A 16,040-nucleotide genomic window follows, 5' to 3' on the forward strand; every position below is an offset into this window, starting at 1 on the left:
CCCCCATCCCGTATGCGGTTCCTGCCTTCGCTGGAACCGTATACCCCCCTAGGGTATTCCTCAAGGGAAAATGATCATCCTCGGCGCTCGCGGAGCTTCTTCAGGAGCTCGATGTCGGCGACGTGTCCTTCCTTGCCGCCCGGGGTCTCGATGATCAACGGTACGCCGTCGGTGGCGGGGTGGCGCAGGAGTTCTCCGAAGGCCTCCTCGCCGATGTGACCGGCCCCGATGTTCGCGTGGCGGTCCTTGTGCGCGCCCACGACGTCCTTCGAGTCGTTCGCGTGGATCAGCTTCAGCCGGCCCTCGCCGACCGTCTCCACGAGCAGGTCGAGGGTCTGCGCCGCCCCGTGCGGGCCGGCCAGGTCGTGCCCGGCCGCGAAGATGTGGCAGGTGTCGAGGCAGACGCCCAGCTTGGGGTGGCGGTCGAGCGCGTCGAAGTACGGGCCGAAGTCCCAGGTCCGCGAGCAGAGCGAGAAGCCCTGGCCCGCGGTCGACTCCAGGAGCAGGTACGGATCGTCCTCGTGCGTCAGCTCGTCGAGCAGCGGCAGCATCCGCTCCCGCACCTGGGCGAGGGCCACCTCGCGCGGACGGCCGCCGGTCGCCGAGCCGGTGTGGACGACGACGCCCTTCGCGCCGATCTCCCGGCCGCGGCGCAGCGAGTGCCGCAGCGACTCCACCGACTTCTCGACGGTGGCCTCGGTGTGGGAGCCGAAGTTGATCAGGTACGGGGCGTGCACCCAGGCCGAGATCGACTCGGCCTCGCACTCGGCCCGGAAGCGCTCGTCCTGGGCCGGGTTGCCGACCGGGGTCGCCCAGCCCCGCGGGTTGGCGACGAAGACCTGGACGGTCTCGGCGCCGAGCTCACGGGCGTAGCCGAGGCCGGTCGTGGCGAGGCCACCGGCCACGGGGACATGGCCGCCGACGGGGTTGCGCATGAGTCTCTAGAGTCCCTTGATCGTGATGGTGATGGTGGAGCCCTCGGGCGCGGTCCCGCCGCCGGCCACGGACTGGCTCGCGACGGTGTCGCCGAGATAGGGGAAGGACTTCTTGACCTCCACCTCGAAGCCCGCGTCCTCCAGGGCCGTGCGCGCGTCCGCGGTCGACTCGCCCGTCACGTCGGGAACCTCGACCAGCTTCGGTCCCTTCGAGACGGTGAGGGTGATGACGTCGCCCTCCGCCGCCCGGCTGCCGCCGGCGAGGGACTGGGCCGCGACGGTGCCGGCGTCCTCGGGGGAGTTGATCCGCTCCGGGGCGACCCGGACGGTGAGCCCCTCCTCCTGGAGGGCGGCCGTGGCGTCGGCGACGGTCTCGCCGCTGACGTCGGGCACGTCGATCGGGGAGCCCTTGCTGACCACGAGGGCGACGGCCGAGTCGGGGGCGCGCTCGGTGCCGGGCTCGGGGTCGGAGCCGATCACGGAGCCCTGCGCGACGGAGTCGCTGAACTCGCCGGTGATCACCCCGGGGGCCAGGCCCTCCTCCTTCAGGAGGCGCTTGGCCTCGGCGAGCGGCTTGCCCTTGAGGTTCGGCACCTTCACGATCTCGGGGCCGCGGGAGATCGTGAGGGTGACGGTTCCGTTGCCCCGGACGCGCTCGCCGGGGGCCGGGTCGGCGGCCATGACCGTGCCGCGCTCGTACACGTCGCTGAAGGCGCGCTTCGTGGTGCCGACGTCGAGCCCGGCGTCGGTGAGACGTTTCGTCGCGGCGGCCTCGGACTGGCCGAGGACGGCGGGGACGCGGGTGAACTGGCCGGAGTTGATGTACCAGACGCCGGCGCCCAGGCCGAGGGCGAGGAGGACGGCGACGACGAGGAGGAGGGGGCCGCGCGGGGGCCGCCGGCGGGCGGTGGCGGGGGGCGCCTCCGGGGCGGGAAGCCGGTTGGTGTGCTGGACGTCGCTTTCCGCGGGCACGGGCCTGGCGATCACGCTGGTCCGGTCCTCGGCGGTGTCCCGGGCCTCGGAGCGGGCCAGCGGGGGCGCCGCGTCCAGCTGTTCGTCGCCGAGCGCGGCGCGGGCCTCGCGGAGCAGGGCGAGCAGGGCGACGGCGTCGTGCGGACGGACCTCGGGGTCGCGGGCCGTGGCCGCCGCGACCAGCCCGTCCAGCTCCGGGGCGAGCCCGGGGACGGTCGCGGAGGGCGCGGGGACGTCGGTGTTCAGGTGCTGGTAGAGGACCTGGGCGGGGGTGTCGCCGGTGTGCGGCTTGCCGCCGGTCAGCATCTCGTAGAGGACGACACCGCAGGCGTACACGTCGGCGCGGGTGTCGGCGGTGCCGTGCTCGATCTGCTCCGGCGCGAGGTACGAGACCGTGCCGAGGACCGAGCCGGTGGTGGCGGTGGCCGAGCCCACGGCGCGTACGAGACCGAAGTCGGCGACCTTCACGCGGCCGTCGTCCCCTATCAGGACGTTCTCCGGCTTCATGTCCCGGTGCACGAACCCGGCCCGGTGCGCGGCGCCCAGCGCGGCGAGCACCGGCTCCAGGATGTCGAGGGCGGCACGGGGCGAGAGGGCGCCGCGCTCGCGCAGCACGTCACGGAGGGTGCAGCCGGCGACGTACTCCATCGCCAGATAGACGTACGCGCCCTCGGCGCCCTGGTCGAAGACCCCGACGACGTTCGGGTGCGCGAGCCGCGCGACGGACTTCGCCTCGCGGATGAACCGCTCGACGAAGGCGGCGTCCGTGGCGAGGGACGGGTGCATCACCTTGAGCGCGAGGACGCGGTCGAGGCGGGTGTCCACGGCCCGGTAGACCGTGGCCATCCCGCCGACGGCGATGCGCGCGTCGACGCGGTAGCGGCCGTCGAGCAGCCGCCCGACGAGGGGGTCCTGAAGGGTCGTGTCCACGGCCCGAGTCTACGAGCCGGGAACGGGGGACCCGCGCCTCCGGCCCCCGACTGCAGCGCACCTGTGACGCGCGGCACCGCCGGGCGGCGAGGTCAGAACGCCGGGCGTTCCGGGTCCAGGGCCGCGCGGCCCTCCGTCGGGGACGACGCCGCGGCGAAGTGGCGGCGGGGGATCCGGCCCGCGCGGTGGGCCAGGCGGCCCGCCGTGACCGCGTGGCGCATCGCCGACGCCATCAGGGCCGGCTCCTGCGCGCGCGTCACCGCCGACGCCAGCATCACCGCCGCGCACCCCAGCTCCATCGCGAGCGCCGCGTCGGAGGCCGTTCCCGCGCCGGCGTCGAGGATGACCGGGACCGCGGCCCGCTCCACGATCAGCTGGAAGTTGTGCGGGTTGCGGATGCCGAGCCCGGAGCCGATGGGGGAGCCGAGCGGCATGATCGCGGCGCAGCCGACGTCCTCCAGCTTGCGGGCGAGGACCGGGTCGTCGTTGGTGTAGGGGAGGACGGTGAAGCCGTCGTCGACCAGGGTCTCGGCCGCGGCGAGGAGTTCCTCGCCGTCCGGGAGGAGGGTGCGTTCGTCCGCCACCACCTCCAGCTTGATCCAGTCCGTGCCCAGCGCCTCGCGGGCCAGGCGGGCGGTCAGGACGGCCTCGCCGGCCGTGTAGCAGCCCGCCGTGTTCGGGAGGACCTGGATGCCGAGCCGGGTCAGGACGGAGAGGACCGAGCCCTGGACCGTCGGGTCCAGGCGCCGCATGGCGACCGTCGTCAGTTCCGTACCGCTGGCGACGAGGGAGCGTTCCAGGACGTCGAGGCTGGGGGCGCCGCCGGTGCCCATGATGAGGCGGGAGGTGAACTCCGTACCGCCGAGGGTGAAGACGTCGTCGGACATCGCGGTCAGCCTCCCTGCACGGCCGTGAGGACTTCCACCCGGTCGCCCTCGCCGAGCAGCGTCGTGGCCCACTCGCCGCGCGGCACGACCGTCTCGTTGAGCGCCGCGGCGACCCCGGCGCGGGCCGTGGTGAGGGTGGCCACGAGGGAGTCCAGGGAGAGGGGGCCCGTCAGGACCCGGGGCTCGCCGTTCACGGACACGTTCATGCGGGCTGCTCCTGACGTACGGGGGAGAAACGGCGGGGGGTGAAGGGGCGCGCCTCGTCGGGGAGGGTGCCCGTGGTGAGCGCCTCGGCCATGACGTCGCCGGTGACGGGCGTGAGCAGCACCCCGTTGCGGTAGTGGCCGGTGGCCAGGTGCAGGCCGGGCAGGGCGCTCGGTCCGAGGAGGGGCGCGTTGTCCGGGGAGCCGGGGCGCAGGCCCGCGCACGTCTCGGTGAGCGGCAGTTCGGTGAGGCCGGGGACGAGCTCGTGGGCGTCGCGCAGCAGCTCGTACACCCCGCCCGCCGTCACCGTGGTGTCCCAGCCGAGTTCCTCGCTGGTGGCGCCGATGACCAGTTCGCCGTTCTCGCGGGGCACCAGGTAGACGTGGCTGCCGCGGACGACGGCCCGGACGGTGCGGGAGAGGAAGGGGGCGTACGCGGGGGGCACCCGCAGCCGGAGGACCTGGCCCTTGACGGGGCGGACCGGCGGCAGCACCTCCGCGGGCACGCCCGCGAGCCGTCCGCTGAGGCTGCCCGCGGCGAGGACGACCTGGTCGGCCGTCAGTTCCGCGCCGCCGGCGAGCACCGCGCCGCGCGCCCGGTCCCGTACGACCGTGAGCCGCTCGGCGAGGGCCCGGTGGAAGACCACTCCGGCCCGCTCGCAGGCCGCCATCAGCGCGGCGGCGAGCCGGCGCGGGTCGACCTGGTGGTCGCCGTCGACGCGCAGCCCGCCCCGGACGCCGGGCGCGAGCATCGGTTCGAGGCGGCGGCACTCGCGGCCGCTGAGCCATTCGGAGACGAGCCCGCAGCGGGTCTGCAGGGCGTGCAGCTCGCGCAGATGGGCCCGGTCGTCGGCGTCGAGGGCGACGGCGAGGGTGCCGCAGGCGCGGTAGCCGACGTCGTGGCCGGTGGCTTCCTCGAGTTCGGCGACGAACGCGGGATAGCGGTCGGCGGAGGCGAGGTTGAGCCCGAGCAGGGTCTCCTCGCCGTAGTGGAGTTCGGTGACGGCGGCGAGCATGCCGGCCGCGACCCGCGCGGCGCCGCCGCCCGGGTCCGGGTCGACGACGGCGGTGCGCAGTCCGCGCTGCGCGGCCCGCCAGGCCGTGACCAGGCCGATGATGCCGCCCCCGACGACGAGGACGTCGGACACGCGGCCATCGGACACGCGGCCGTCGGACACGTGGACATCGGAAGAACGCATGGGCGTCCAGCCCCTCCCTTCGCCGGCATGACCCGGATCAGGTTCGTACGGTCGGAGGCCGGCCAGCCTCCCTCTCAGCCCGGTGCGTCCGGGCTCCCGCGAGTGCTTTACGCCCGCCAGACTAGCCCGCGCGATCGGGCCGCCACAGACCCCTCCCTTCCTGACGGTTCGTCAGATGCGTAAGGTGGTCGGGTGAGCGAGCAGAAGCAGGCCCAGCAGCACGTCGTGATCGTCGGCGCCGGAATGGCGGGCGTCCAGACCGCCGTCGCCCTGCGCGAGCAGGGCTTCACCGGCCCCGTGACCCTCATCGGGGCCGAGCCCCACCAGCCCTACGACCGGCCCCCGCTCTCCAAGGCGATCCTCCTCGGCAAGGCCGAGGACTCCGCCTTCGAGATCGACTTCGAGGACCTCGCCATCGAGCTCCGCCTCGGCCTGGACGTCACCGGGCTGCGCGCCGCCGACCACGAGATCGACACCGAGGCCGGACCCGTCGCGTACGACACGCTCGTCGTCGCCACCGGGGCCCGGCCCGTCGTCCTGCCCGGCACCGAGGGCGTCCCCGGGGTCCATCTGCTGCGCACCCTCGACGACGCCGTGCGCCTCGGACCCGTCCTGGAGCGCCGCCACTCCGTCGTGGTCGTCGGCGCCGGCTGGATCGGCGCCGAGTTCGCCACCGCCGCGCGCGAGGCCGGCTGCGCCGTCACCGTCGTCGAGGCCGCCGACCGCCCCCTCGCCGGAGCCCTGCCCGCCGAGGTCACCGCGCCCATGGCCGCCTGGTACGGGGCGAACGGTGCCGAACTCCTCACCCACGCGCGCGTGGACACCGTCGAACCCGGCCGCGTCGTCCTCGCCGACGGCCGCGCACTGCCCGCCGACGCCGTCGTCGTCGGCATCGGCGCCCGCCCCGCCACGAGCTGGCTCGCCGGCTCCGGCATCGCCCTCGACGCGGACGGCGCCGTCACCGCCGACGACCGGCTGCGCACCTCCCTGCCCGACGTGTACGCGGTCGGCGACTGCGCCTCCTTCCCCTCCGCCCGCTACGGCGAGCGCCTCCTCGTCCACCACTGGGACAACGCCCTCCAGGGCCCCCGCGCGGTCGCCGCGGCGATCACCGGCGCCGCCGACGCGCCGTACGACCCCGTGCCGTACTTCTGGTCCGAGCAGTTCGGCCGCTTCGTCCAGTACGCGGGGCACCACGCGGACGCCGACGAGCTGCTGTGGCGCGGCGACCCGGCCGACGAGGCCTGGTCCGTGCTCTGGCTGCGCGCCGGGGTGCCCGTCGCCCTCCTCGCGGTCGGCCGTCCCCGCGACCTGGCCCAGGGCCGCAAGCTCATCGAGGCCGCCGTCCCCGTCGACCCGGAGCGCGCCGCGGACCCGTCCGTCCCCCTGAAGGCGGCAGTCCGGTAGGGCCCGACTACCGGCTGTCAGTCCGGGATGGCAGGCTTGTCCCGTGACCGAGATTGACGCAAAGATCGATGCTCTCGTCCCCGCCTGGCTCTACGTGCCCGACATCGCGGAGATGCTCGATGTCGACGTGGTGCGCGTGCGGCAGCTGATCAAGGAAGGCCAGCTCATCGCCGTGCGCCGCGGCGAGAACAACGCCCTGCAGATCCCCGCCGCCTTCATCCAGGGCGACAAGATCGTCAAGGGCCTCGTCGGGCTCCTGACCGTGCTGCGGGACGACGGCTTCACCAACGAGGAGATGCTGGAGTGGCTCTTCACTCCGGATGAGAGCCTGCCGGGCACGCCCGCGCAGGCGCTCAACGAGAATCGCGGCACGGAGGTGAAGCGCCGCGCCCAGGCGCTCGCCATCTGAGGCGCCCGCGCCGACGACGTACGAACGCACCGAAGACACCACCCGCGGGTGTCGCGGCGCCCCGCCCCCATGGGCCGGGCGCCGCGGCGCCGGCGCACGAACGGGGGGAACCCACCCATGTCCACGCCTCGTGAGCTGCTCGCCGACGCCCGGCTCTACCTGTGCACCGACGCCCGGAAGCGCCAGGGCGACCTGCCGGACTTCCTCGACGCCGTGCTCTCCTCCGGAGTGGACATCGTGCAGCTCCGCGACAAGGGCCTGGAGGCCGGTGAGGAGCTGGAGCACCTCGCCGTCTTCGCCGAGGCCGCCCGCCGGCACGGCAAGCTCCTCGCGGTGAACGACCGGGCCGACGTCGCCCACGCCATCGGCTCCGACGTCCTCCACCTCGGACAGGGCGACCTGCCCGTGCCCGCCGCCCGCGCGATCCTCGGCGACGGGGTGCTGATCGGCCGCTCCTGCCACGCCGAGACCGAGGTGGCCGCGGCCGCCGCCGAGCCGGGCGTGGACTACTTCTGCACCGGCCCCTGCTGGCCCACCCCCACCAAGCCCGGACGGTACGCGCCGGGGCTCGGCCTCGTCCGGTACGCGGCGGAGCTGGCCCAGGACCGGCCCTGGTTCGCCATCGGCGGCATCGACGAGACCAACCTCGACGAGGTCCTGGACGCGGGCGCCCGCCGGATCGTCGTCGTCCGCGCCATCACCGAGGCCGCCGACCCGGCCGCCGCGACGGCCGCCCTCGCCAAGCGCGTCCGCGAGCGCGCCGAGGCCTGAGCCCGCCGAGGCCTGAGCCCGCCGGGCACCCGTCAGGCATGCGTCCGGCACCCGCCCGGCGGACGCCCGACAGTTGTCCGAAAAGGTGTCCAACACTCGGACGGCATTCACGCGGTTCCCTGGACCGCGTCTAACCTGCCCGTATGGCCCTTGGTACCGCTTCCGTCCGGTCGGACCGTGCACGCACGGTCCGCGAGATCCTCGCGTCCGGCGACACGTCGTACTCCTTCGAGTTCTACGCGCCCCGGACCGAGAAGGGCGAGCAGGTCCTCTGGAACGCCATGCGCCGCGTCGAGGCGGTCGGCCCCAGCTTCGTCTCCGTGACCTACGGCGCCGGCGGCACCACCCGCGGCGGCACCGTCAAGGCCACCCAGAAGATCGCCTCCGACAGCACCCTCACCCCGGTCGCCCACCTCACGGCCGTCGACCACTCGGTCGCCGAGCTGCGCAACATCCTCGGCCAGTACGCCGACGCCGGCATCCGCAACATGCTCGCGCTGCGCGGCGACCCGGCGGGCGACCCGCTGGGCGAGTGGATCGAGCACCCGGAGGGCGTGAAGTACGCCGCCGAGCTCGTCCAGCTGATCAAGGAGTCCGGAGACTTCTGCGTCGGCGTCGCCGCCTTCCCGGAGATGCACCCCCGGTCCCTCGACTGGGACACGGACATCCGGCACTTCGTGAACAAGTGCCGCGCGGGCGCCGACTACGCGATCACCCAGATGTTCTTCGACCCGGAGAACTACCTGCGGTTCCGCGACAGCGTGGAGAAGGCGGGCTGCGAGACCCCGATCATCCCCGAGGTCATGCCCGTCGTGAACGTGAAGACCCTCGACCGGCTGCCCCAGCTCAGCAACGCCGCCTTCCCCGCGGACGTGAAAGACCGCATCCTCGCCGTCAAGGACGATCCCGCCGCTGTACGCTCCATCGGTATCGAGTTCGCGACGGAGTTCTGCGCGCGTCTGCTCTCCGAGGGTGTCCCCGGACTGCACTTCATCACGCTCAACAGCTCCACCGCGACACTCGAGATCTACGAGAATCTCGGACTGCACGAGCAGTCGTGACCGGTCGTAGCCGCCCCGACCCGCGGCGGTGACCGTGGAGAGGGGCGGCGGGGCATGGGGTGGACGGTCCTCTACATCGCGTTCGGCGTGGTCGCACTGTGGCTGCTGGGGGAGGTGCTCCTCCAGTACAAGGCGCGGCTGCGCTGGCGCCTGCTCGCCTTCGGCGGCTTCCTCTGCGTGGTCATCGGCGTCCTGCTGCCCTCGGTCCTCGTCATCGTCGCCGGGGCGGTGGCCTTCGCCGTCGGCCAGACCTATGTGACGCTCTCCTTCCGCCGCGGCTTCTCCACCGGCTGGGCGATCGGCGGCAGCCCGGGGGCGAGCCGCCGCCGCAGGGCCGCCGCGCCGGCCGGACCCACCCTGGAGGTCACCGAGCTCTCGTACGACTCGGAGGACACCGGGTACGACACCGGGTACGGCGAGGAGGACGGTCCCGGCCACGACCCGCACCCCGAGACCGCCGCCGAGACGACGGCCGTCTACGAGCCGCAGCCCATGCCCGAGGACACCGGCCAGTACGGGGTCTACGGCGCGGGGTACGACTCCTACACGGCGTCCGGGTACGAGCAGCCCGCGTACGACCAGACCTCCTACGAGCAGCCCGGCTATGCCCAGCAGCCCGCCTACGACTACGGCGCCGCCGCCGGGCAGCAGCAGTACGCCGCGTACTCCGACCCGTACATCGGCCCGGGCACGGACAGCCAGCAGTACACCCCGTACTACGCCGACCCCTACGCCCCCTCGTACACCTACGACACCCCGCCCGGCGGCGTCTGGGTCCCGCAGCAGCGCGACACCGACCACGCCCCGCAGCAGCAGCAGCCGCAGGCCCCGTACGGCTACGAGCAGCCGCACCCGGACGACCAGTACCGCTACTAGGGCCTCACTGGGAGCCGCGGAAGTCCGCGCCCTCCACGATGAGCCCGGCCACAAGGGCGCCCGACATGCCCGCGTGCGCGAGCCCGCCGCCGGGGTGGGACCAGCCGCCGGCGAAGTACAGGCCGGGCAGCGGGGAGCGGTTGGCGGCCGGCAGGAGCCGGCCGTCGGCCCCGGCCAGCGCGGGCCCCGGCACCTCGGCGGCGCCCGTGTCCCGCCGTACGTCCTCCGGGGTGCGGACGTGCCGCCACAGCAGTCGCTCCGCGAGCCCCGGGACCGCCCGGCCGGCGGCCTCGACCATCCGGTCGGCGAAGGCCTCCCAGTCCTGCTCGGCAGCCGTGCGCACGGTCGCCGTGACCGTCACCGACTCGTACGCGCCGTCCGGGTGCAGCGCCGGGTCGTCCGGCCGCAGCACGGTCACGGTCGGCCGCCCGCCCTCCGCGTGCACGACGGTCCGGTGGACCGCGTCCTCCTCCCGGGGGCCGCGCAGGGCCAGACAGACCGTCACCCGGCCCGTGCCGATCGCCTGGTGACGCGGCGCGCCCTCGCCGTGGTGGAGCGCCGGAACCGGGGCCCCGGACACCACGTGGTCGGCCTCGACGGTCCCGCCGTTCGCCAGCCGCACCCCGGCCGCCCGGCCGTCCTTCTCCAGGACGTCCTCGACCGCCGTGTCGAACACGAACTCCACCCGCCGCTTCCGGCACCGCTCGTACACCGCGTCGGCGAGCGCCCGCAGGCCCCCGCCCACGTACCAGCTGCCGAAGGTCTGCTCCATGTACGGCAGGACGGCGGCCGAGGCCGGGGCGGTCGCCGGGTCGAAGCCGTACGACCACGCGTACGCGTCGAGGAGGGCCGCGAGCCGCGGGTCGCGCAGCTCCCGCGCCCCGACCTGGGCGAGCGTGGTCGTCGGGCGGCGCAGCAGGCCCGCCTTCAGGGCCGGGTACGGCTCACGGGCGAGGGGAGCCGGGTCGGCGGGCTGCGGCTCCTCCAGGAGCGGGCGCCGGGTGCGGTCCCAGGCCTCGCGGGCCCGGGTCAGGAAGTCGCCCCAGCGCTCGCCCGCGCCCGCGCCGAGCGCCGTGTCCAGGGCGGCGACCGTGCCGGCCCGGGAGGCGTTCGGCAGGTCGACGCGGGTGCCGTCGGCGAAGACGTGACGGGCCGCCGGATCGACCTGCGTCAGCGCGACGCACTCCTCCAGGGGCTCCTTGCCCGTCTTCACGAACAGGTCCCGGTAGACGGCGGGCAGGTGCAGCAGCCCGGGACCGGTGTCGAAGGCGAAGCCGTCGCGCTCGAAGCGGCCGACCGCGCCGCCGTACGTCGGCGTCTTCTCGTACACCGTCACCGTGTGTCCGGCGACCGCCAGTCGGGCCGCCGCCGCCATGGCGCCGAGTCCCGCGCCGATCACCACAATCCGTGCCATGCGGGCGAGTCTATGGGGCGCCTCGGACACCCCAGGAAGCCCGGTCGGGCCCGGTCAGAAGTGTTCGGACCCGTCGCCCGGCAGGCCCCGGGCCCGTGGCCGCGCCCCCGTCGCCGCGAGCCGTCTCTCCTCCCGCCGCTGCGACCGGCGGCGCCAGAAGCGGCGGATCCGCCGGGCCAGGAAGACCAGTATCGCCAGGCCCGACAGGAGAAGGACGGCCGCGATGACCGAGGCCGCCACCGGATGGAAGACCGCGAAGGTGACGATCGCGGCGACCCCGAGGTCCTCCGCCAGGCTCAGGACGACGTTCGAGAACGGCTCGGGCGTGGTGTTGACCGCCATCCTCGTCCCGGCCTTGACGAAGTGACTGAGCAGGGCGGTCGAACCGCCGATCGCACCCGCCGCCAGCTCCGGCAGCGAGCCGCTCTGCCCGGCGAGCAGGGCGCCGACCACGGCGCCCGCGACCGGCCGGATCACGGTGTGGACGGAGTCCCATATCGAGTCGACGTACGGAATCTTGTCCGCCACCGCCTCGCACAGGAACAGCACGCCGGCCGCGACGAGGACGTCGGTGCGCTGCAGGGACGCGGGCACCTCGTCGGTCAGCCCGGTCGCGCCGAAGACGCCGAACAGCAGGACCACCGCGTACGCGTTGATCCCGCTCGCCCAGCCGCTGGTGAACACGAGGGGGAGTACGGACACGCCCGCGATCGTAACCAGGACTGAGTATCCGTACCTAGGGGGCGAGATGAGTAGGCGCGCGGATGGGCCCGGTGGTGCCCGGAGGAGAGAGTGGAGCCCACGGAAGGGGCGCGGCTCCGGTACCGCCGGCACGGGGCTGCGGAACGGAGGCGCGCACCTGCCGGCACGGGGGAGCGAAAGAGGCCGGTGCGGCGAGGCTCGGGGGGATCGAGCCTCACCGCACCGGCCTTTCGCGTGTGCGCCTCGGTGGCCTCGCGCGCGTGGCACCGGCCTTTTCGCCCGTCGGGGCGGGCGCGGGTCTTTCGTCCGCGCGGTCCGGAAGGCCGCTCAGCGGCCGCCCACGCGCCCGTGCAGCAGGCGCGAGAGCGCCGCGTGCACGTCGTCGAGCGAACGCTCGCTCTGGAAGGCCTGCCAGTCGAGGGCCGCCACGAGCACCATCCCGACGAGCGCGGACGCCGTCAGCTGGACGTCGATCTCGTCGCTCAGCTCGCCGGCCGCCACCCCCTCGCGCAGGACGCCCTCCACCACCGTGACGGCCTCCTGACGGACCACCAGGAGCGTCGAGTTCCAGGCGCGCCCGGTGCGCCACAGCTCGGCCACGTACAGCTGGGTGAAGGCCGGGTAGCGGTCGATGAAGACGAGGCCCGCCCGGATCATCGCGTCCAGCGCCTCGACCCGGGTCCCGCCGCGCTCGACGGTCTCCTCGGCCGCCGAGCGCAGGGAGGCGGCGAGCAGCGACACCCCGTGGCGCAGCAGCTCCTCGAAGAGCTCGGTCTTGCTCTTGAAGTTGTAGTAGACCGTGCCCTTGGCCACGCCGGCCCGCTCGGCGATCTCGTCGACCGTCGTCGCGGAGAAGCCCTGCTCCGCGATGAGGGTGACGGCCGCCTCGTAGAGCTTCGTGCGCGTGGCCTGGCGTCGGGTGCTGCTGCTGTCCATGGCGTCGATTCTCACAGGTTCAGAGCGACAGTTCGGGGTGGAGGCGGTCGAGCGTCCACACCTGCTTCTGCCGCGCCGAGACGGCGGTCAGGGCCAGGGCGCCGACGGTGAAGGCCGCCAGGACCGCGCAGGCCTGCCAGACCGGTCCGAGCCCGCCGCCCGTGATCAGCCGGCGCAGCGCCTCGACCACGTGACTCATCGGCAGGAAGGGGTGGACGGCGTTGAAGAAGGCCGGGCTGGTCTGGACGGGGTACGTGCCGCCCGCCGAGGTCAGCTGGAGCATCAGGAACGCGAGCACCAGGATCCGGCCCGCCGCGCCGAAGCGGGCGTTGAGCCACTGGATGATCGCGGCGAAGCAGCAGGTGACGAGGGCGAGGAAGCCGATCGTGCCGGCGGCCCGGGTCATCTGGAGGCCGAGGCCCCAGTGCAGGACCGACATCAGGGCCGCGACCTGGAGGACGCCGATGGCCGCCACCGGGAGCCAGCCCGCGAGCGCGATCCGCCAGGCGGAGCCGCCGGCGGCGAGGGCGCGCCGGTTGAGCGGCTGAATGATCATGTACGCGACCATCGCGCCGACCCAGAGGGAGAGCGGGATGAAGTACGGGGCGAAGCCGGTGCCGTAGTTGGGCGCCTTGTGCAGGGACTGCGAGGCCAGCTTGACCGGGTCGGCCATGACCTCCGTACGCCGGTCGCGGTCCTGCCGGTCGTAGTCGGGGATCTGGTCGACGCCGTCCTTCAGGCCGGTGGCGAGGGTGCCCGAGCCGTCGGCCAGCTTGAACAGGCCGCCGTCCAGGTCGCCCGCGCCCTTCTTCAGCTTGCCGACACCCGTGTCCAGGCTGACCGAACCGGCCTTCGCCTCGGTGATGCCGGTGTGCAGCCGGTCCGCGCCCGCCGCGACCTTCTGCGCGCCCGTGTTGAGCTCGTTGATCTTCCTGATGGCGCCCTCGACGTCCTCGTCGAGGTGCGGGGCGCGGGCGGCCAGCTCGTCGGCCTGCTTCTGGAGCTTCTTCAGGCGCGCGTCGAGGGTCTTCAGGTCGTCGGTGTTGTCCTTGGTGAGCGCGTGCACGTCGTCGGCGATCGTGGCCACGTCGTCGGCGGACTGCGCGGCCTTCTTGAGCTCCTTGCAGATCCGCGGGTCGAGGGCGGGAGCGCCGGGGGCGGGTGCGGGGGCGTCCACGCAGATCTCGCGGTGGAGGTTCGCGAGACCGTCGTCCGCCTTGTGGGCGGCGGAGCGGACCAGGGGCGCGCGCCGCACGAGGTCGTCCAGGTTGTTGCGGGCGGCCGCGGCGGAGTCGGAGACGAGCCGGGCGGTGTCGCGGATGGACCTGCCGTTGTTCGCCAGGTACGGGCGGACCTTGTCGGCGGTGCCGTTCACCTTGTCGGCGAGGGTCTGCGTGCCGTTCGCGACCTTGCGGGAGCCGCTCTCCAGGTCCTTGGCGCCCTTGTCGAGCTTCTTCAGGCCGGCGGCGAGGTCGCCGCTGCCGGCCTTGGCGTCCGTGAGGCCGTCCGACAGGCTCTTGGAGCCCTTCTTCGCCTTGTCCACGCCCGTCTTGAGGTCGGCCGCGCCCTTGGCGGCCTTCGCGGTGGCGTCGTGGATGTCGGAGAAGGAGATGAAGATCTTGTCGAGGAAGCTTCGCGAGGACTTCGTGGAGGCCGCGCTGCGCACCTCGGCGAAGACCGTCCGGGAGATCGAGCCGACGATGTAGTTGTTGGCGTCGTTCGTCCGGACCCGGAGCGCACCGGTCTCGGGGGAGTCGCCGGAGCTGGAGGCGATGCGGGTGCTGAAGTCGCCGGGCATGGTCAGGGACAGGTAGTACGTCCCGTCCTCCACGCCCTTGCGCGCCTCGGCGTCGCTCACCTGGTGCCACTCGAAGGTCTTGCTCTCCAGGAGCCCCTCGGTGATGTCGTCACCGGCGTGGATCTTCTTGCCGCCGGCGGTGGCGCCGCGGTCCTCGTTGACGAGGGCGACGGGGATCTTGTCGAGCCTGCTGTACGGGTCCCAGAACGAGTACAGGTACAGGGCGCCGTACAGCAGGGGCAGCAGCAGGATCGCGACGAGCGCGGCGCGCGGCAGCTTTCCCCTGCCGAAGCGCTTCAGCTCAAGCGCGGCCAGTTTCGGCGAGCGCATCGGCCGCCCCCTCCTCGGTCGTGGCATCGGTGGTGTCGTCACCCGCGGTCTCCCCGACGGCGGGCGTGGTGTCCTGGGCGGCGGCCTCGGCCTGCGGGGCGCCGGTCTTCGCAGCGCCGGTCTTCGCGGCGGGGGCCTTCGCGAGGCGGGTCTTCGCGGTCTCGGTCCGCTCGGCGGGGGCCGCGTCCTCGGCGGCCTCGTCGGCGGCCTTCGCGGTTGTCTCGGCGGAGCGCGTCGTGATGCGCAGGGCGCCCTCGGGGGCCTCGCTGCAGACGGCGAGGACCGTCGTCCCGGACGCGGCCAGGGAGCGCAGCAGCGCCCAGGCCTCGGCGCGGTCGGCGTCCGAGAGCTTCAGGTCCGTGTCGTCCACGGCGAGCAGCCGGGGACGGCCGATCAGGGCGAGGGCGATCGACAGCCGCAGCGCCTCCAGACGCTCCAGGTCCCGTACGGAGGTCCGCTCGCCCTTCGGCAGGGCGTCGAGGTCCAGGCCCGCGGCCGCGACGGCCTCGTCGATCCGGGCCCTGGCCGAGGCGGCCCGCTCGGCGGGGCGCCGCAGGAGCGCCCGTACGGAGCCGTCGAAGCGGCGCTGGAGCAGCGCCCGCTCGCGCAGGTGCTCGGCGACCGTGAAGGCCGGGTCCAGTTCGCTGACGCCCGGGACCTGGCCGAGCGCGGTGATCCGGCGCACGGCGGCCATCTTGCGGGGCAGGGGCAGCCCGCCGACCTCGGCGTGCCCCTCCTTGGCCTTCATCCGGCCGGTGAGCGCGAGCAGCAGACAGGTGCGCCCCGAGCCCGAAGGGCCCTCGATGGCCACCAGCGCGCCGGGCTCGGCGCGGAAGGAGACCTGCCGGAACGCCCAGCCTCGCGGTCCCTTCAGTCCGAAGCCGTCCGCGACGACGGCGGCGCCGTGCGGCCGCTCCTCGGTTTCCGTGCCCACGGACCCACCCCCCATTCCCCTTTTGAACTGACCAGTCAGTTCAAAAGTTACCCCCAGGTTGGGTTTCAGGCAAAACCCCAGGTGTCCGGTCCTCGTGAACCTGGCGGATGTGTACTGAACCTGGCGAAGTGTCCGCTTCGCGTCCCGCTGGAGTTGGCGAAAGTGGCGAAGGGTGCGGCCTCAAAGGAGCGAGACCAGATGTTCCTCAGGCCCTGAGTACCTGATCCATATCCCCGTGATGCTCATCTGCCGACGCGGGCCGGGTCCATGTAGCGT

At 73.6% G+C, this 16,040-nt stretch carries 15 protein-coding genes and 1 riboswitch; of the genes, 5 read left to right on the forward strand and 10 right to left on the reverse strand.

Annotated features, from left to right (window positions below; translation table 11 throughout):
* Window positions 1-74 precede the first annotated feature (74 nt).
* From GGE06_RS04420 to thiO, 5 genes are all read right to left on the reverse strand, one after another.
* Window positions 75-935, reverse strand: coding sequence for a deoxyribonuclease IV (locus GGE06_RS04420; protein WP_184930052.1), 861 nt, complete (start codon window positions 933-935; stop codon window positions 75-77).
* A gap of 6 nt (window positions 936-941) precedes the next feature.
* On the reverse strand, window positions 942-2,837 hold the full coding sequence (pknB, locus tag GGE06_RS04425; protein ID WP_181924658.1) for a Stk1 family PASTA domain-containing Ser/Thr kinase: 1,896 nt from the start codon (window positions 2,835-2,837) through the stop codon (window positions 942-944).
* A 92-nt stretch (window positions 2,838-2,929) separates the two neighbouring features.
* Window positions 2,930-3,724 (reverse strand): thiazole synthase, encoded by a 795-nt coding sequence (locus tag GGE06_RS04430; protein WP_184930053.1) that lies wholly within the window; start codon window positions 3,722-3,724, stop codon window positions 2,930-2,932.
* A 5-nt stretch (window positions 3,725-3,729) separates the two neighbouring features.
* The gene (thiS, locus tag GGE06_RS04435) at window positions 3,730-3,930 is read right to left on the reverse strand and encodes a sulfur carrier protein ThiS (RefSeq protein ID WP_116161446.1); all 201 of its coding nucleotides are present in this window, start codon (window positions 3,928-3,930) and stop codon (window positions 3,730-3,732) included.
* Complete coding sequence (gene thiO / locus GGE06_RS04440; protein WP_116165591.1) at window positions 3,927-5,126, reverse strand: glycine oxidase ThiO; 1,200 nt, start codon at window positions 5,124-5,126, stop codon at window positions 3,927-3,929. The genes thiS and thiO overlap by 4 nt, the downstream gene beginning before the upstream one ends.
* A riboswitch (TPP riboswitch) is annotated at window positions 5,124-5,236 on the reverse strand. It overlaps the preceding gene by 3 nt.
* A 133-nt stretch (window positions 5,237-5,369) precedes the next feature.
* On the opposite strand from thiO, the gene GGE06_RS04445 reads away from it, so the two are divergent.
* The 5 genes from GGE06_RS04445 (at window position 5,370) to GGE06_RS04465 (ending at window position 9,650) form a co-directional block, all read left to right on the forward strand.
* On the forward strand, window positions 5,370-6,533 hold the full coding sequence (locus GGE06_RS04445) for an NAD(P)/FAD-dependent oxidoreductase (protein ID WP_221517810.1): 1,164 nt from the start codon (window positions 5,370-5,372) through the stop codon (window positions 6,531-6,533).
* A gap of 43 nt (window positions 6,534-6,576) precedes the next feature.
* Window positions 6,577-6,942 (forward strand): Rv2175c family DNA-binding protein, encoded by a 366-nt coding sequence (locus GGE06_RS04450; protein WP_116161448.1) that lies wholly within the window; start codon window positions 6,577-6,579, stop codon window positions 6,940-6,942.
* Between the two features lie 117 nt (window positions 6,943-7,059).
* Window positions 7,060-7,713: a thiamine phosphate synthase gene (gene thiE / locus GGE06_RS04455; RefSeq protein WP_116161449.1), complete on the forward strand. Its 654-nt coding sequence runs from the start codon at window positions 7,060-7,062 to the stop codon at window positions 7,711-7,713.
* A gap of 143 nt (window positions 7,714-7,856) precedes the next feature.
* On the forward strand, window positions 7,857-8,774 hold the full coding sequence (gene metF, locus GGE06_RS04460; protein ID WP_184930054.1) for a methylenetetrahydrofolate reductase [NAD(P)H]: 918 nt from the start codon (window positions 7,857-7,859) through the stop codon (window positions 8,772-8,774).
* A 54-nt stretch (window positions 8,775-8,828) separates the two neighbouring features.
* A complete protein-coding gene (locus GGE06_RS04465; RefSeq protein ID WP_184930055.1) occupies window positions 8,829-9,650 on the forward strand; it encodes a hypothetical protein in 822 nt (273 codons plus the stop codon).
* Between the two features lie 4 nt (window positions 9,651-9,654).
* Here the strand turns inward: GGE06_RS04465 and GGE06_RS04470 are convergent, their stop codons facing one another.
* From GGE06_RS04470 to GGE06_RS04490, 5 genes are all read right to left on the reverse strand, one after another.
* Entirely contained in the window at window positions 9,655-11,064 is a 1,410-nt protein-coding gene (locus GGE06_RS04470) for a phytoene desaturase family protein (protein ID WP_184930056.1), read from the reverse strand.
* A gap of 54 nt (window positions 11,065-11,118) precedes the next feature.
* Window positions 11,119-11,766: a DUF4126 domain-containing protein gene (locus GGE06_RS04475; RefSeq protein ID WP_116161453.1), complete on the reverse strand. Its 648-nt coding sequence runs from the start codon at window positions 11,764-11,766 to the stop codon at window positions 11,119-11,121.
* Window positions 11,767-12,093: 327 nt separating this feature from the next.
* A complete protein-coding gene (locus GGE06_RS04480; protein ID WP_116161454.1) occupies window positions 12,094-12,702 on the reverse strand; it encodes a TetR/AcrR family transcriptional regulator in 609 nt (202 codons plus the stop codon).
* A 19-nt stretch (window positions 12,703-12,721) separates the two neighbouring features.
* The gene (locus GGE06_RS04485; RefSeq protein WP_184930057.1) at window positions 12,722-14,830 is read right to left on the reverse strand and encodes a YhgE/Pip domain-containing protein; all 2,109 of its coding nucleotides are present in this window, start codon (window positions 14,828-14,830) and stop codon (window positions 12,722-12,724) included.
* A complete protein-coding gene (locus GGE06_RS04490) occupies window positions 14,802-15,779 on the reverse strand; it encodes an ATP-binding cassette domain-containing protein (protein ID WP_116161456.1) in 978 nt (325 codons plus the stop codon). Before GGE06_RS04490 ends, GGE06_RS04485 begins: the two co-directional genes overlap by 29 nt.
* Window positions 15,780-16,040: the final 261 nt, after the last annotated feature.

This window comes from Streptomyces nymphaeiformis (assembly GCF_014203895.1).
In the GTDB taxonomy this organism is placed as follows: Bacteria; Actinomycetota; Actinomycetes; order Streptomycetales; family Streptomycetaceae; genus Streptomyces; species Streptomyces nymphaeiformis.

Excerpts from the sequence above, each read along its gene's own strand:
- GGE06_RS04470 (WP_184930056.1), bottom strand. The coding sequence starts at position 11,064 with ATGGCACGGATTGTGGTGATCGGCGCGGGACTCGGCGCCATGGCGGCG.
- GGE06_RS04420 (WP_184930052.1), bottom strand. The coding sequence starts at position 935 with ATGCGCAACCCCGTCGGCGGCCATGTCCCCGTGGCCGGTGGCCTCGCC.
- thiO (WP_116165591.1), bottom strand. The coding sequence starts at position 5,126 with ATGCGTTCTTCCGATGTCCACGTGTCCGACGGCCGCGTGTCCGATGGC.
- GGE06_RS04465 (WP_184930055.1), top strand. The coding sequence starts at position 8,829 with ATGGGGTGGACGGTCCTCTACATCGCGTTCGGCGTGGTCGCACTGTGG.
- metF (WP_184930054.1), top strand. The coding sequence starts at position 7,857 with ATGGCCCTTGGTACCGCTTCCGTCCGGTCGGACCGTGCACGCACGGTC.
- GGE06_RS04480 (WP_116161454.1), bottom strand. The coding sequence starts at position 12,702 with ATGGACAGCAGCAGCACCCGACGCCAGGCCACGCGCACGAAGCTCTAC.
- GGE06_RS04430 (WP_184930053.1), bottom strand. The coding sequence starts at position 3,724 with ATGTCCGACGACGTCTTCACCCTCGGCGGTACGGAGTTCACCTCCCGC.
- thiE (WP_116161449.1), top strand. The coding sequence starts at position 7,060 with ATGTCCACGCCTCGTGAGCTGCTCGCCGACGCCCGGCTCTACCTGTGC.
- thiS (WP_116161446.1), bottom strand. The coding sequence starts at position 3,930 with ATGAACGTGTCCGTGAACGGCGAGCCCCGGGTCCTGACGGGCCCCCTC.
- GGE06_RS04490 (WP_116161456.1), bottom strand. The coding sequence starts at position 15,779 with ATGGGGGGTGGGTCCGTGGGCACGGAAACCGAGGAGCGGCCGCACGGC.
- GGE06_RS04445 (WP_221517810.1), top strand. The coding sequence starts at position 5,370 with ATGGCGGGCGTCCAGACCGCCGTCGCCCTGCGCGAGCAGGGCTTCACC.
- GGE06_RS04485 (WP_184930057.1), bottom strand. The coding sequence starts at position 14,830 with ATGCGCTCGCCGAAACTGGCCGCGCTTGAGCTGAAGCGCTTCGGCAGG.